The sequence below is a fragment of the uncultured Flavonifractor sp. genome, from assembly GCF_944383115.1.
Taxonomy (GTDB): domain Bacteria; phylum Bacillota; class Clostridia; order Oscillospirales; family Oscillospiraceae; genus Flavonifractor.
Map to the genome: position 1 here is coordinate 1 of NZ_CALWOJ010000057.1, position 13,641 is coordinate 13,641.

At 63.0% G+C, this 13,641-nt stretch carries 19 protein-coding genes; 18 read left to right on the plus strand and 1 reads right to left on the minus strand.

Annotated elements, in window-relative coordinates:
• The 8 genes from Q0K43_RS07255 to aroE all read left to right on the plus strand — a co-directional run.
• A partial coding sequence (locus Q0K43_RS07255) for an N-acetylneuraminate synthase family protein (protein ID WP_297289890.1) occupies nt 1-468 on the plus strand: 468 nt, incomplete at its 5' end.
• Nucleotides 469-585: 117 nt separating this feature from the next.
• Nucleotides 586-1,650 carry a 3-dehydroquinate synthase gene (gene aroB, locus Q0K43_RS07260; RefSeq protein WP_297289891.1) on the plus strand — a complete coding sequence of 355 codons (1,065 nt, stop codon included), beginning with the start codon at nt 586-588 and terminating at the stop codon, nt 1,648-1,650.
• On the plus strand, nt 1,647-2,876 hold the full coding sequence (locus tag Q0K43_RS07265) for a 3-phosphoshikimate 1-carboxyvinyltransferase (protein WP_297289892.1): 1,230 nt from the start codon (nt 1,647-1,649) through the stop codon (nt 2,874-2,876). Before aroB ends, Q0K43_RS07265 begins: the two co-directional genes overlap by 4 nt.
• Nucleotides 2,873-3,907, plus strand: a complete 1,035-nt coding sequence (aroC, locus tag Q0K43_RS07270) for a chorismate synthase (RefSeq protein WP_366086144.1) — start codon at nt 2,873-2,875, stop codon at nt 3,905-3,907. The genes Q0K43_RS07265 and aroC overlap by 4 nt, the downstream gene beginning before the upstream one ends.
• A gap of 14 nt (nt 3,908-3,921) precedes the next feature.
• Nucleotides 3,922-5,085, plus strand: a complete 1,164-nt coding sequence (gene pheA, locus Q0K43_RS07275) for a prephenate dehydratase (RefSeq protein WP_297289894.1) — start codon at nt 3,922-3,924, stop codon at nt 5,083-5,085.
• A complete protein-coding gene (locus tag Q0K43_RS07280; RefSeq protein WP_297289895.1) occupies nt 5,082-5,576 on the plus strand; it encodes a shikimate kinase in 495 nt (164 codons plus the stop codon). The genes pheA and Q0K43_RS07280 overlap by 4 nt, the downstream gene beginning before the upstream one ends.
• A complete protein-coding gene (aroQ, locus tag Q0K43_RS07285) occupies nt 5,573-6,010 on the plus strand; it encodes a type II 3-dehydroquinate dehydratase (RefSeq protein ID WP_297289896.1) in 438 nt (145 codons plus the stop codon). Before Q0K43_RS07280 ends, aroQ begins: the two co-directional genes overlap by 4 nt.
• 28 nt (nt 6,011-6,038) lie before the next feature.
• Nucleotides 6,039-7,436, plus strand: a complete 1,398-nt coding sequence (aroE, locus tag Q0K43_RS07290) for a shikimate dehydrogenase (protein ID WP_297289897.1) — start codon at nt 6,039-6,041, stop codon at nt 7,434-7,436.
• A gap of 53 nt (nt 7,437-7,489) precedes the next feature.
• Here aroE and Q0K43_RS07295 read toward each other — a convergent pair whose 3' ends face one another.
• Entirely contained in the window at nt 7,490-7,738 is a 249-nt protein-coding gene (locus Q0K43_RS07295; RefSeq protein WP_297289898.1) for a helix-turn-helix domain-containing protein, read from the minus strand.
• A gap of 122 nt (nt 7,739-7,860) precedes the next feature.
• On the opposite strand from Q0K43_RS07295, the gene Q0K43_RS07300 reads away from it, so the two are divergent.
• The 10 genes from Q0K43_RS07300 to rpsC all read left to right on the plus strand — a co-directional run.
• Complete coding sequence (locus Q0K43_RS07300) at nt 7,861-8,370, plus strand: hypothetical protein (protein WP_297289899.1); 510 nt, start codon at nt 7,861-7,863, stop codon at nt 8,368-8,370.
• Entirely contained in the window at nt 8,364-9,080 is a 717-nt protein-coding gene (locus Q0K43_RS07305; protein ID WP_297289900.1) for a hypothetical protein, read from the plus strand. The genes Q0K43_RS07300 and Q0K43_RS07305 overlap by 7 nt, the downstream gene beginning before the upstream one ends.
• 326 nt (nt 9,081-9,406) lie before the next feature.
• Nucleotides 9,407-9,721 (plus strand): 30S ribosomal protein S10, encoded by a 315-nt coding sequence (gene rpsJ / locus Q0K43_RS07310; protein WP_006573401.1) that lies wholly within the window; start codon nt 9,407-9,409, stop codon nt 9,719-9,721.
• 261 nt (nt 9,722-9,982) lie between these two features.
• Nucleotides 9,983-10,708, plus strand: coding sequence for a 50S ribosomal protein L3 (gene rplC / locus Q0K43_RS07315; RefSeq protein WP_297289901.1), 726 nt, complete (start codon nt 9,983-9,985; stop codon nt 10,706-10,708).
• A 17-nt stretch (nt 10,709-10,725) separates the two neighbouring features.
• On the plus strand, nt 10,726-11,346 hold the full coding sequence (gene rplD / locus Q0K43_RS07320) for a 50S ribosomal protein L4 (protein ID WP_297289902.1): 621 nt from the start codon (nt 10,726-10,728) through the stop codon (nt 11,344-11,346).
• Complete coding sequence (gene rplW, locus Q0K43_RS07325; protein ID WP_297289903.1) at nt 11,346-11,645, plus strand: 50S ribosomal protein L23; 300 nt, start codon at nt 11,346-11,348, stop codon at nt 11,643-11,645. The genes rplD and rplW overlap by 1 nt, the downstream gene beginning before the upstream one ends.
• A gap of 15 nt (nt 11,646-11,660) precedes the next feature.
• Nucleotides 11,661-12,494 carry a 50S ribosomal protein L2 gene (gene rplB / locus Q0K43_RS07330; RefSeq protein ID WP_297289904.1) on the plus strand — a complete coding sequence of 278 codons (834 nt, stop codon included), beginning with the start codon at nt 11,661-11,663 and terminating at the stop codon, nt 12,492-12,494.
• A gap of 15 nt (nt 12,495-12,509) precedes the next feature.
• Nucleotides 12,510-12,782 (plus strand): 30S ribosomal protein S19, encoded by a 273-nt coding sequence (rpsS, locus tag Q0K43_RS07335; RefSeq protein WP_007494656.1) that lies wholly within the window; start codon nt 12,510-12,512, stop codon nt 12,780-12,782.
• A gap of 14 nt (nt 12,783-12,796) precedes the next feature.
• The gene (rplV, locus tag Q0K43_RS07340; RefSeq protein WP_297289905.1) at nt 12,797-13,129 is read left to right on the plus strand and encodes a 50S ribosomal protein L22; all 333 of its coding nucleotides are present in this window, start codon (nt 12,797-12,799) and stop codon (nt 13,127-13,129) included.
• 15 nt (nt 13,130-13,144) lie between these two features.
• Nucleotides 13,145-13,641 (plus strand): 30S ribosomal protein S3 (gene rpsC / locus Q0K43_RS07345; protein WP_297289906.1); only part of this gene is annotated, 497 nt, incomplete at its 3' end.

Genomic DNA, 13,641 nt, shown 5'->3' on the forward strand with positions numbered 1-13,641 from the left:
GCCCGGAACATGCAGAACTTCGAGCTTTTGAAGGAGGTGGGCAAGATGTCCAAGCCCATCCTCCTCAAGCGGGGCCTCTCCAACACCTACGAGGAATGGATCATGTCCGCCGAGTATATTATGGCCGAGGGCAATGAGAACGTGATCCTGTGCGAGCGGGGGGTGCGCACCTTTGAGACCTACACCCGCAACACCCTGGACGTGTCCGCCATCCCCGCCATCAAGCAGATGAGCCACCTGCCCGTCATCGTGGACCCCTCCCACGCTGCCGGTATGTACTGGATGGTGGAGCCTCTGGCCCTGGCCGCCGTGGCGGCGGGCGCCGACGGCCTCATCATCGAGGTCCACAACGATCCCGCCCACGCCAAGTGCGACGGCCAGCAGTCCCTCACCCCCCAGAAGTTCGACGCCCTTATGCACAAGGTGAGCATGCTGGTTGACCTGGTGGAGAAGAAACTGGTAAGATAAGACCGGAACTTCCGATCAACGGGGCGTCCGGAGGCCGCCCCCTACGATAAAATGGGGTGGAAAATCTGTAGGGGCCGGCGTCCCCGACGGCCCGCCATTCCGAGAAGGAGTGATTCCATGAAAACCCTCACCGTGGCCCTGCCGGGGCGGAGCTATGATATTTTAATCGAGCGGGGCCTGCTGGATCAGGCGGGGGAACATTGCCGGGCAGTGCTGCCCCGGGCGGAGCGGCTCTTTGTGGTCACCGACTCCAACGTGGCCCCTCTCTACGCCCACCGGCTGGAAGACAGCCTTGCCGCCGCCGGGTTTTCCGTGACGGTCCACATCGTCCCCGCCGGAGAGGCCTCCAAGTGCGCCGGTCAGCTGGCCAGGCTGTGGGAGGCCATGATGGAGGCGGGCCTTACCCGCACCGACGCTGTGGTGGCCCTGGGCGGCGGCGTGGTGGGGGACCTGGCGGGCTTTGCCGCCGCCACCATTCTCCGGGGGGTGGCCTTCGTCCAGATTCCCACCACCCTCCTCGCCCAGGTGGACTCCTCTGTGGGAGGCAAGGTGGCCATCGATCTGGATGCCGGCAAGAATCTGGCCGGTGCCTTCTGGCAGCCCAAACTGGTGCTGATGGACCCGGATACCCTGGACACCCTGCCCGATTCCACCTTTGCCGACGGCATGGCGGAGGTGGTCAAGTACGGCTGCATCCTGGACGGTTCCTTCTTCGATTTCCTGGCCGCCCGGCCCAGCCGGAAGGAAATTAGGGCGGAAATCGAACGCGTTTTGTATACTTGCTGCAATTTAAAACGGATTGTTGTGGAAAAGGACGAGCGGGACACGGGAAAACGGATGCTGCTCAACTTTGGACATACCCTGGGCCACGCCTATGAAAAGGCGGGCCACTATGAGAAGTGGACCCACGGCCAGGCGGTGGCCGCCGGTATGGTAAAGGCCGCCGGACTGGGGGAGAGGCTGGGGATTACCCCGGTTGGGACGGCGGACCGGATTGCCGCCGTTCTCACCGCTCTGGATCTGCCGGTGGAGATCGCTTGTACGGCGGAGGAGTATGCCGCCGCCATTGGCCTGGACAAGAAGGGTGCGGGGGCGGACATCAGCGTGATCCTGCTGGAAGAGATGGGCCATGCCATCCCCCATCAAATGCCCAAAGCTGCGCTGCTGGAGGAACTGAAATGAACGTGACCATTGCGCCTGCCCAGTTGAAAGGAACTGTTACGCCCCCTCCCTCCAAAAGCCAGGCCCACCGGCTCATCATCGCCGCCGCTCTGTCCGACGGCTTCTGCAAGCTATCCAACGTGGACCTGTCCGAGGACATCCAGGCCACCCTGCGGTGTATGCGCACCCTGGACGCCGACGCCTCCGCCGACGGTACCATCATCCGGGGGGGCGATCTGGTGGACGGCCACGAGGAGCCTGCCCCTGAGGTGATGGACTGCGGGGAGAGCGGCTCCACTCTTCGCTTCCTCATTCCGGTGTCCCTGGCCCTCAAGGGGGGCGGCAAGTTCACCGGCCACGGGCGGCTGATGGAGCGGCCCCAGGAACCCTACTTCGCCCTCTTCCGGGAGAAGGGCATCTTCTATGAGCAGAAGGACGGGGTGCTGACGGTGCGGGGCAAGCTGACCCCCGGCGTCTACACGCTGCCGGGCAACGTGTCCTCTCAGTTCATTACCGGCCTGCTGTACGCCCTGCCCCTGCTGGCGGGGGACAGCGAGATCAGACTCACCACCGACCTGGAGAGCCGGGGCTATGTGGACATGACCCTGGACGCCCTGGACAAATTTGGTGTGAAGGCGGAATACGACGGCAAGCGCACCTTCCGTGTGCCGGGAAATCAGTATTATCAGCATCAGAATCTGGCCGTTGAGGCCGACTGGTCCAACGCCGCTTTCTGGTATGGGGCCAAATTCCTGGGCTGCCCGGTGGAGATCGGCGGGCTGGATCAGGCCTCCGTTCAGGGGGACCAGGCCATCGCCAGATTTTATGAGCAGATGGGGGGAAAGGGCAGTCTGGAGCTGGATGTGAGCCAGTGTCCCGACCTGGTACCGCCCCTGGCCGCTATGGCCGCCCTGCGAGCGGGGGAGACCACCGCCATCGTCAACGCCGGGCGGCTGCGTATCAAGGAGAGCGACCGGCTGGCCACGGTGACCGAAGTGCTGAACGCCCTGGGGGCACAGGTAGAGGAATATGAGGACCATCTGGTGATCCACGGAAAGGAGAAGCTGGCGGGAGGCGTTACCGTCTCCGGCCACAACGACCACCGCATCGCCATGATGGCGGCCATCGCCGCCATCCGGTGCGAGGAGCCGGTGACCATCACCGGCGCCGAGTGCGTCAAGAAGTCCTATCCCCGGTTCTGGGAGGATTACCGCAGATTGGGAGGAGAACTGATATGCGACACATGATCTTCGGCGAATCCCACGGCCCCGCCATCGGCGTGGTGCTGGAGGGAGTACCTGCCGGGCTGGAGTTGGATCTGGAGCAGGTGCAGAAGGAGTTGGACCGGCGCAAGCCGGGCCAGGACCCCGCCGCCACCGCCCGGAAGGAGAGCGACCTGGTGGAGGTACTCTCCGGGGTGTTTGAGGGCAAGACCACCGGGGCCCCCCTGGCCATGGTGATCCACAACTCCGACCAGCACTCCAAGGACTACGAATCCATCCGGTACACCCCCCGGCCCAGCCACGGGGATTACGCCGGATTCATCAAGAGCAGAGGCTGTCTGGACTATCGGGGCGGCGGCCACTTCTCTGGTCGTCTTACCGCTCCGCTGGTGGCCGCCGGCGCGGTGGCCAAGCAAGTATTGGCCGGCCGGGGTATCCAGGTGGGTGCCCACATCAGCTCCATCTACGGCATCTGTGACGCCGCCCTGGAGGACCCGGAGGAACTGAAAGCGGTGGCTGCAAAGCCCTTCCCGGTGCTGGACGACGGCAAAGGGGAGGAGATGCGTCAGGCCATTCTGGAGGCCAAGGAGGCACAGGACAGCGTGGGCGGCGCCATTGAGTGTGCCGTCACCGGCCTGCCCGCCGGACTGGGAGCCCCTGACTTTGGCTGCAATGTGGAGGGCATCTTCGCCCAGTACCTCTTTGCCGTGCCCGCGGTGAAGGGCATCGAGTTCGGGGCCGGTGTGGCCTTCTCCCTCATGCGGGGCAGCGAGGCCAACGACCCCTTCGCCGTGGAGGACGGCAGGGTGGTCACCAAGACCAACCACGCCGGGGGGATCAACGGCGGCATCACCAACGGAATGCCGGTGACCTTTGAGGTCACCATCCGACCCACCCCCTCCATTTCTCTGCCGCAGGAGAGCGTGGATCTGCGGACGGGGGAGGAGACCGAGATCGAGATCCACGGCCGCCATGATCCCTGCATCGTCCCCCGGGCGGTGCCGGTGATCGAGGCGGCGGCTGCCTTGGCGGCCTGCGCTGTATTGGGCATCTAAAAGGAGCGATGGATATGACGGAACTGGAGCAATACCGGCAGGAGATCGACCGCATTGACGGGGAACTGGTGCGCCTGTTCCTGGAGCGGATGGCAATTACCGGCCAGGTGGGGGAATACAAGCAGCGGGAGGGTATTCCCGTGCTGGACGCCAACCGGGAGAAGCAGGTCATTGCCGCCAAGACGGCCCTGACCGATGACCCTGCCCGGAAGGCGGATATTGCCCACCTCTATGAGAGCATCATGGCCATCTCCCGCCGCCAGCAGCGCCATCTGGTGAAGGAGGGGGCGGAGGACCCGGGCTACGCCGCCTATCTGGCCGACCTGGCCAGGGTGCGTCAGCCGGTGGCCAATCCCCGGGTGGCCTACCAGGGAGAGCCGGGCTGCTACAGCGAGGAGGCTGCCGTGGGCTTCTTCGGCGGAGACGTGAACAGTGTGGGCAAGCCCTGGTTCAACGACGTGTTTGCCGCCCTGGAGAAGGGAGAGGTGGATTACGCCATGCTGCCGGTGGAGAACTCCTCCACCGGGTCCATTCGTCAGGTGTATGACTTGATGGCCCAGTACCACTATTATATTGTGGGAGAGTGGCAGGTGCCGGTGGAACACTGTCTGGCCGCCCTGCCGGGGGTAGAGCTGGCCCAAATCAAGACGGTCTACTCCCATGAGCAGGGGCTGATGCAGAGCGAACAGTACCTGGACGCCCACCGGGACTGGAAGCGGGTGCCCACCCTGGACACCGCAGGTTCCGCCAAGCTGGTGGCAGAGAAGGGGGACCACACCGCCGCCGCCATCTGCTCCAGGCGGGCCGCCCAGCTGTACGGCCTTCACATCCTGGCCCAGCGGGTCAACCACAACACCATGAACCACACCCGGTTTGCGGTGGTGTCCCCGGTGCCTGAGCTGCGGCCGGAACGCAACAAGATCAGTGCCGTGTTCCGCCTGCCCCACCAGAGCGGCTCCCTCCACGAGATCCTCACCATCTTTGCCGTCCAGGGCCTCAACCTGCTGAAGATCGAGTCCCGGCCCATCCCCGGACGGGGCTTTGAGTACCTCTTCTTCCTGGACTTCACCGGTGACCTCACCGCCCCCGGCATGGACGGGGTACTCCACGAGCTGAGCCAGCTGGCCACAGAGGTGCGGATCTTGGGCAACTACAGAGCCTGGGAGGAGCAGACATGAGGGACAATGTGGTGCTCATCGGCATGATGGGCTGCGGCAAGTCCACGGTGGGGAGTCTGTTAGCCAAGGAACTGGGATTCACCTTTGTGGATACCGACCAGTATATTGAGGAGGCCCTGGGCCGCTCCATCCCCGATATCTTTGCCAAGGAGGGAGAGGCCTTCTTCCGGGACTGGGAACTGGGCGCGGCGGAGGAACTGGCCCAACGGAAGGGCCAGGTCATTGCCTGCGGCGGCGGTCTGCCCACCCGGGCGGATTCCATTGCCAGCCTGAAAGACTGCGGAACCGTGATCTTCCTCCGGCGTGACCCGGGGGAGATCTACGACAATGTGTCTATGGGGGGGCGTCCCCTGGGCCAGCAGGGAAGAGGGGCCTTTCTGGAGCGGTACGCCGCCCGGGAACCCATTTATTTGGAGTGGGCCGACCATGTGGTGGATGTCCAGGCCACCCCGGCGGAGACGGTACAGCGGATTTTGGAGGTGCTGAAATGAAATTCCTCATCATCAACGGGCCCAACCTGAACCTGCTGGGCAAGCGGGAGCCGGGCATTTATGGGGAGAATACCTATGAGAGCCTGTGCAAGCGGCTGAAAGATTTCGCCGCCGCCCACGATTCCCAGCTGGACTGCTTCCAGTCCAACCACGAGGGGGCCATCATCGACGCCATCCACGGAGCCGACGGGGTGTATGACGCCATCGTGATGAACCCCGGCGCATTCACCCACTACTCCTACGCCATTCTGGATGCTTTGAAGGCGGTGGACGTACCCTGTATTGAGGTCCACATCTCCAACGTCCACCAGCGGGAGGAGTTCCGGCACAAGAGCGTCACTGCCCCCGCCTGCGTGGGTCAGATCTGCGGCCTGGGGCTGTACGGCTACGAGGCGGCGATCCGCTATTTCCTGGAGGAAAACGGGCGGCCATAAAGGCCGCCCGCCGATAAAAGGAGATCTTATGAAACATCCTTCCGTTCTCCTGCCCCGCATCGGGATGCGGGTGATCAAAACCGCTGTGGCGGTGATGGTGTCCTACGCCCTGTTTCTCCCCTTTGGCCTCACCTACCGGGAGGAGTTGGGGGGCGTGCTGGGCCAGATGGGGCCGCTGTACGCCTGTATTGCCTGCATCATCTGTACCCAGAGTACCCTGGGCCAGACCTTCCGCCAGGGCATTTCCCGGCTCATCGGCGTCATCGTGGGCGGCGCCCTGGGTACCGCCACCCTGCTGCTGGGGCCGGCCCTGGAGCATTTCTGGCTCAAGACCCTCATCCTGGGGGCGGTGTGTGTGGCGGGGGTATGGCTGTGCCTGCTCATCAAGCGGCCCACCGCCTGCGGCATGGCCTGCATCCTGCCCTGTGTCATTCTCATCACCGGTGTCACCGGCGTGACCCGGTATTACTACGCCGCCGCCCGCATGATCGAGACCATTGTGGGATTGCTGGTGGCCCTGGCAATCAACGCCGCCCTCCCCGACCACCGGCCGGAGGGGGAGCGGGGAGAGATGGATATGAATGTGGAACTGAAAAACACCACCCGCAAACTGTGCGTCATCGGGGACCCGGTACGGCACTCCAAGTCCCCCCTGATCCACAATACCATGCTCAAGGCGATGGGCCTGGACTATGTGTATCTGTGCCAGCCGGTGCCCCGGGGACAGTGCGCCCAGTGGCTGGAGTGTGCCAAATTTGCCGGATACGCTGGATTCAACGCCACCATGCCCCACAAGGAGGAACTGGTGCCCCTGCTGGATGAACTGGACGAGGACGCCAAACTCATCGGGGCGGTGAACACCGTCTGCATCCGGGAGGGCAAAACCTACGGCTACAACACCGACGGGGAGGGCTTTCTCCGGGCTCTGGCCGACGAGGGCATCCACCCGGCGGGCAAGCAGGTGACGGTGCTGGGGGCGGGAGGGGCCGCCAAGGCGGTATGTCTCAAGCTGGCCCAGGCCGGGGCGGAGGTCACCGTGTGCAACCGCACCCCCGACAAAGCCCAGGCCATCTGCGGCTACGATCCGGAGCATCTCCATCCGACGGGCTTTTCCCCGGATGAACTGGCCCGGGCGGCGGCGCAGTGCGACCTGCTGGTGAACTGTACCTCCCTGGGCATGGCGGATACCGCCGGGCAGTTTGCCGACTTCTCCTTCCTGGATCATTTGAAGCCCGGTGTGCCGGTGGTGGACCTGATCTACATTCCCGCCGAGACCGAACTGCTCCGTCAGGCCAAAAAGCGGGGCCACAGGCCCATCAATGGACTGGGCCTTCTGGTCAACCAGGCGGTATTGGCCCTGGAACACTTTACTCAGACCGAAATCGACGCCGCCGAGATGAAGAAGCGAATTGCCGAAGTGCTATAAGATAACGTAGAAAGGAGCCCCCGACGTCCCAATGGACGTCGGGGGCCCCTTTTTTATTGCTCCTCGGGACCAAAGAGTTGGGCGATGGGTACCCCCAGCACCTGGGACAGCCCGTACAGCTCAATGTCGGTCACGGTGCGCTGCCGGTCCTCGATCCGGGACACCGAACCCCGGCACACATAGATCGCCATGGTTTCCAGCCTGTCGGACAACGCCTGCTGACTCATGCCCCGCTTGATGCGCAGGGCCCGCACCTGCTCGCCCACCAGGTTTTTTTCGCTCCCGTCAATGATTCTGGCCATAGAGGCCCTCCTTTCCTTTTGTCTTGACATAGGACAATCCCAACGTTATACTGAAAACCACACAAAATTGTCCTATCGTAGGACAAAAGCAAAAAAATGTAAGGCGGAAGGGGGCGGAGAAGGTGGAGAGAACCTTGACGGCGGGGGCCGGTGTTCTGACCAGGACGATGCTGGCCCTTACCCTGGCGCTACTGGGGACGGCGCTGATGCTGGGGGCGAGCCGGGACGGGGAGACCTGGAAGGCGCTAGGCCTGGCTCTGCTGGTTCTGCCCGTGCTGTGGAAGGGATTACCTCTGCTGTGCGGACGGCTGGCCAGGTTAGGTGCGGCCAAGGTGTGGCTGCTGCTCACCCTGCTCTGTCTGGCGGTCAAGGGGGCCTGGGTACTCCTGGTGCGGGTGACCCCCTCCGGGGATTACGCCACCTTTTGGGGGTACGCCAAGGCCCTGGCCAGGCAGCCGGTGCTGGAGGGCGGGCGGTATATGGCCCTCTTTCCCCACATCTTCGGCTATTCCTCCTTCCTCAGCTGGTTTATCCGCCTGCTGGGGCCGGGGGCGCTGCTGGCCCAGGGACTGAACGTTTTACTGACCGCCGCCTCCGGCAGCCTGCTGTTTCTGCTGGGGCGGCGGTGGTAATCATTGCCCTGCTGCTCTGGCGCCTGGTGCTGAAGCCGGAGGACTGGCTGCTGGGAGAGACCCGGCGGTACTGGCTGGTGCTGCTGGCCGCCCTGCTGGCGGCCTATGCCGTTACCGGCCCGCTGTGGCAGGCCCATCTGGCCCGGCGGATTGGGGAGGAGCCTTCCACCACGCCGGGCTACAGTATTCTGGTGGGATTCAACCAAGATTCCGGCGGGGCCTGGAACCAGGCGGACAGCGATCTGCTCTTTTCCCTCAGCGATGCGCCGGGAACCACCGCCCAGCAGGCGCAGGAGGGAGCCCTGGAGGCCGCCAAAAACCGCATCACCTCCGGGGAGGTGGCCCTGCTGCCTCTGATGGGGGACAAGCTGCGGGCCTTCCTGGGCTCCGACCACGCCTGTGTGGGCTATGTGGGCAGCGTGGTGCGGCACACCCGGTTGTTCTCCCTGACCTGTAACGGGTTCTATTACGCCGCCCTGGTGCTGGCGGGAGCCGGACTGGTCCGTCTGTGGCGAAACCGGGCGCGTTCCGCTCTGGTGCTGTTGCCCCTGTATGTGCTGGGGCTGACCTGCGCCCAGATGCTGGTGGAGGTGGCCGGGCGGTACCACTATTCTCTGATCCCTGTGCTTTTGCTGCTGGGACAGGCGGCCATCTTCCCGCCTGCCCCGGCAGAGACAAAAAATTTTCAAAAAAACCGGGAAAGCCCTTGACAGGGTTTGGGTTTTAGAGTATCATAATCAAGCGCCTGTTTGGGCGCAGTCTGCGATGATGCGGGAGATTGCTCAGAAATGAGGTAACTTCCGCGGAGTATGTCCGAGCTAGAATCGGGCGGCTGAGGGATCTGTGCGCGGCGTATATCGCCGTGCGTGGAGTAAACCGGCCTGCTTGTGCCGGTTTTCTTCATGTCATGGAGTGATACGCACGGAAACGTGTACTGAAATCTCTCACCGTACGAAGCGAGGAAAGACACCGCGCTTTGGCCCCGTGGACCCGGCGAAAGCGCACCACTTCGTATGTTTAAGGAGGAACAAAACACATGGCAGCTCAGAAAGAAATGATCCGCATCCGTCTGAAGGCCTACGATCACCAGCTCATCGACCAGAGCGCCGAGAAGATCGTGGAGACCGCCAAGCGCACCGGCGCTTCCGTGTCCGGCCCCATTCCCCTGCCCACCAAGAAGGAAGTCGTCACCATCCTGCGCGCCGTCCATAAGTACAAGGACTCCCGCGAGCAGTTCGAGCGCCGCACCCACAAGCGCCTCATCGACATCCTCAAGCCCTCTCCCAAGACCGTCGAGGCCCTGATGAGCCTGGAGCTTCCCGCCGGTGTGGAGATCGAGATCAAGCTGTAAGCGTCTGAGCCGTCGTGAGCAGCGGCACAGTGAACCGCGCAGAGAAAAAACAGGCGACGCCGAAGGCGGAGCGGCATTTTTCACGGAGCGGTGAACAGTGACCGCGTTGCGAACAGGCAAAGCGTGATAGCGGCGCGATTCATTCCTTTGTTTGTACCGCGGCCTGTCGCGTTATTTGAGACAGGCGGGTCAAGTCGCGAGAGCAATACCGGCCCGATGGGTAACTCTCCCGACCAATAACCTTTATAAGGAGGAAAAAACATGGAAAAGGCCATTATCGGCAAGAAGGTCGGCATGACGCAGATCTTTGACACCGACGGCAAGGTCATCCCGGTCACCGTCATCGAGGCGGGCCCCTGCACCGTGGTGCAGAAGAAGACCGAGGAGAAGGACGGCTACAACGCCGTTCAGCTGGGCTACGGCGACGTAGCTGAGAAGAAGCTCACCAAGCCTGAGCTGGGTCATCTGAAGAAGGCTGGCGACGCTCGCAAGAGCACCCTGAAGGAGTTCAAGCTGGACAACTGCGACGCCCTCAACGTGGGCGACGAGGTCAAGGTTGACGTGTTCGCCGAGGGCGACCGCGTGGACGTGACCGGCATCAGCAAGGGCCACGGCTATCAGGGCGTTATCAAGCGTCACGGCGCTCACCGCCTGAAGGAATCCCACGGTACCGGCCCTGTGCACCGTCACGCCGGCTCCATGGGCTCCAGCACCGATCCCTCCCGTATCTTCAAGGGCAAGATCGGCGCCGGCCAGATGGGTAACGAGCAGGTCACTGTTCTGAACCTGGACGTCATCAAGGTTGACTCCGAGCTGGGCATCATCGCTGTCCGCGGCGCCATCCCCGGCCCCAAGGGCGGCATCGTGTACCTGCGCAACTCCGTGATCAACGTCAAGGAGAAGGGCGCCGCCGCCGCTGCCAGCGTCAACCCGCAGAAGGCTTCCGCCCGCGTCAATCCCCAGAAGGCTTCCGCCCGTAACAAGTAAGAAAGGAGAGAACTCAAATGCCTAAGGCAATCGTTGTGAACATGGCCGGCAACCAGGTCGGCGAAGTGGAGCTCTCCGAAGCTGTGTTCGGGATCGAGCCCAATCAGACCGTTGTGCATGAGGTGGTCAAGAATCACCTGGCCAACTGCCGTCAGGGCACCCAGTCCGCTCTGACCCGCGCCGAGGTTTCCGGCGGCGGCATCAAGCCCTGGCGTCAGAAGGGCACCGGCCGCGCCCGTCAGGGTTCCACCCGCGCTCCCCAGTGGACCCACGGCGGTATCGTTTTTGCTCCCAAGCCCCGCGATTACAGCTATGTGCTGAACAAGAAGGTCAAGCGTCTGGCTCTCAAGTCCGCTCTGTCCGCCAAGGCCGCCTCCGGCGACATCGTGGTGGTGGACGGCCTGAACATGGACGCCATCAAGACCAAGACCATGCAGGGCTTCCTCAGCACCGTGGGCGCCAAGAAGGCCGTCATCGTGACCCCCGAGGTCAACGAGAACGTCATCAAGTCCGCCCGCAACATCCCCGGCGTGGTGACCACCACCGCCAAGATCCTCAGCGTTTACGACATCGTGAACGCCGGCAAGTTTATCGTAGATAAGGCCGCTCTGGCCGTCATCGAGGAGGTGTTTGCGTAATGGCTACCACCGCTTATGATATCATCAAGCGCCCCATCATCACCGAGCAGTCCATGGCCGAGACCGAGGCCAAGAAGTACACCTTCGAGGTGGCTAAGGACGCGAACAAGATCGAGATCGCCAAGGCGGTCGAGGAGATCTTCGGTGTGAAGGTGGCCAAGGTCAACACCCTGAACATGCAGGGCAAGACCAAGCGCACCGGCCGCTTCCCCGCCGGCCGCCGGGCCAACTGGAAGAAGGCTATGGTCACCCTGACCGAGGACTCCAAGACCATCGAGTTCTTCGAAGGCATGGTGTAAGGAGGATAAGGAACAATGGCTATCAAAACTTATAAGCCCACAACGCCCTCCCGCCGCCACATGACCGTGAGCGCCTTCGAGGGCATCGACAAGAAGGCCAAGCCCGAGCGCAGCCTGCTGGAGAATCTGAAGAAGAACGCCGGCCGCAACAGCTACGGCCGCATCACTGTCCGCCATCGCGGCGGCGGTAACAAGAAGAAGTACCGCATCATCGACTTCAAGCGGGACAAGGAAGGCACCGCTACTGTCATCAACCTGCAGTACGATCCCAACCGCTCCGCCAACATTGCCCTCATCCAGTACGAGGACGGCGAGAAGCGTTATATCCTGGCTCCCGTGAACCTGAAGGCCGGCCACAAGATCATGACCGGCCCCGACGCCGACATCCTGCCCGGCAACTGCCTGCCCATCGCCAACATCCCCGTGGGCGAAATGATCCACTGCATCGAGCTGTATCCCGGCAAGGGCGCTCAGCTGGTGCGCGCCGCCGGCGAGGCTGCTCAGCTGATGGCCAAGGAGAACGGCATGGCTCAGGTTCGTCTGCCCTCCGGCGAGGTGCGTTATATCCGCGAGAACTGCAAGGCCACCATCGGCCAGGTGGGCAACACCGACTGGGCCAACATCCAGATCGGTAAGGCCGGCCGTAAGCGTCACATGGGCTGGCGGCCCACCGTCCGCGGCTCCGTCATGAACCCCAATGACCACCCCCACGGCGGCGGCGAGGGCAAGAGCCCCGTTGGTCGTCCCGGCCCTGTTACCCCCTGGGGCAAGCCTGCTATGGGTTACAAGACCCGCAAGCTGAAGAACCGCACCGAGAAGTTCATCGTCAAGCACCGCAACGCGAAGTAAGGGAGGCAGTAAAAGATGAGCAGAAGTATCAAGAAAGGCCCCTTTTGCGCCCCCGAGCTGCTGAAGCGGGTCGACGAAATGAATCAGACCGGCGAGAAGAAGGTCCTGAAGACCTGGAGCCGCGCCTCCACCATCTTCCCCTCCTTCGTCGGACACACCTTTGCCGTACACGACGGCCGCAAGCACGTGCCCGTCTACGTGACCGAGGACATGGTGGGCCACAAGCTGGGCGAGTTCGCCCCCACCCGTACCTTCCGCGGCCACGCCGGCAGCAAGACTGGTAAGTAAGGAGGAGAGAGAATATGGAAGCTAAAGCACATCTGAGATATACCCGTATCTCTCCCCGTAAGGTCCAGATCGTCTGTGACCTGATCCGCGGCAAGAGCGTAGCCCAGGCCAACGCCATCCTGATGGCCACCCCCAAGGCTGCCTCCGAGCTGCTGCTCAAGCTCCTCAAGAGCGCCGCTGCCAACGCGGAGAACAACCATCAGATGGACCCCGAGAAGCTGTATGTTTCCCAGGTGTTCGCCTGCCCCGGCCCCATCATCAAGCGGATGCGTCCCCGGGCCCAGGGCCGCGCCTATCGGATCAACAAGCGCACTTCTCACATCACCATCGTGGTGGCTGAGCGCTAAGGGAGGAGGAAGAATATGGGACAGAAAGTGAATCCCCACGGCCTGCGCGTGGGCGTCATTAAGGATTGGGACTCCCGCTGGTATGCCCGCAACGAGAAGGTGGGCGACCTGCTGGTGGAGGACAAGAAGATCCGGGACTACCTGAAGAAGACCCTGTATTCCGCCGGTATCCCCAAGATCGAGATCGAGCGTGACAACGCCAAGGTGCGCATCTACCTGCACTGCGCCCGTCCCGGCGTGGTCATCGGCAAGGGCGGCGAGGCCATCGAGGCCCTGCGCCTGAAGGTGGAGAAGATGATCGGCAAGAGCGTGGCCCTCAACATCGTTGAGGTCAAGAGCCCCGACATGGACGCTCAGCTGGTGGCCGAGAACATCGCCCAGCAGCTGGAGAAGCGCATCGGCTTCCGCCGCGCCATGAAGAACGCCATGGGCCGCGCTATGCGCATCGGCGCCCGCGGCATCAAGACTCAGGTGTCCGGCCGTCTGGGCGGCGCTGAGATCGCCCGCACCGA

What these genes read in the sequence shown, in the direction of transcription:
- aroC (WP_366086144.1), top strand. Translation starts at nt 2,873, where the DNA reads ATGATCTTCGGCGAATCCCACGGCCCCGCCATCGGCGTGGTGCTGGAG.
- rpsS (WP_007494656.1), top strand. Translation starts at nt 12,510, where the DNA reads ATGAGCAGAAGTATCAAGAAAGGCCCCTTTTGCGCCCCCGAGCTGCTG.
- Q0K43_RS07295 (WP_297289898.1), bottom strand. Translation starts at nt 7,738, where the DNA reads ATGGCCAGAATCATTGACGGGAGCGAAAAAAACCTGGTGGGCGAGCAG.
- rpsJ (WP_006573401.1), top strand. Translation starts at nt 9,407, where the DNA reads ATGGCAGCTCAGAAAGAAATGATCCGCATCCGTCTGAAGGCCTACGAT.
- rplW (WP_297289903.1), top strand. Translation starts at nt 11,346, where the DNA reads ATGGCTACCACCGCTTATGATATCATCAAGCGCCCCATCATCACCGAG.
- pheA (WP_297289894.1), top strand. Translation starts at nt 3,922, where the DNA reads ATGACGGAACTGGAGCAATACCGGCAGGAGATCGACCGCATTGACGGG.
- Q0K43_RS07280 (WP_297289895.1), top strand. Translation starts at nt 5,082, where the DNA reads ATGAGGGACAATGTGGTGCTCATCGGCATGATGGGCTGCGGCAAGTCC.
- aroB (WP_297289891.1), top strand. Translation starts at nt 586, where the DNA reads ATGAAAACCCTCACCGTGGCCCTGCCGGGGCGGAGCTATGATATTTTA.
- Q0K43_RS07265 (WP_297289892.1), top strand. Translation starts at nt 1,647, where the DNA reads ATGAACGTGACCATTGCGCCTGCCCAGTTGAAAGGAACTGTTACGCCC.
- rplD (WP_297289902.1), top strand. Translation starts at nt 10,726, where the DNA reads ATGCCTAAGGCAATCGTTGTGAACATGGCCGGCAACCAGGTCGGCGAA.
- aroQ (WP_297289896.1), top strand. Translation starts at nt 5,573, where the DNA reads ATGAAATTCCTCATCATCAACGGGCCCAACCTGAACCTGCTGGGCAAG.
- rplV (WP_297289905.1), top strand. Translation starts at nt 12,797, where the DNA reads ATGGAAGCTAAAGCACATCTGAGATATACCCGTATCTCTCCCCGTAAG.
- rplB (WP_297289904.1), top strand. Translation starts at nt 11,661, where the DNA reads ATGGCTATCAAAACTTATAAGCCCACAACGCCCTCCCGCCGCCACATG.
- aroE (WP_297289897.1), top strand. Translation starts at nt 6,039, where the DNA reads ATGAAACATCCTTCCGTTCTCCTGCCCCGCATCGGGATGCGGGTGATC.
- rplC (WP_297289901.1), top strand. Translation starts at nt 9,983, where the DNA reads ATGGAAAAGGCCATTATCGGCAAGAAGGTCGGCATGACGCAGATCTTT.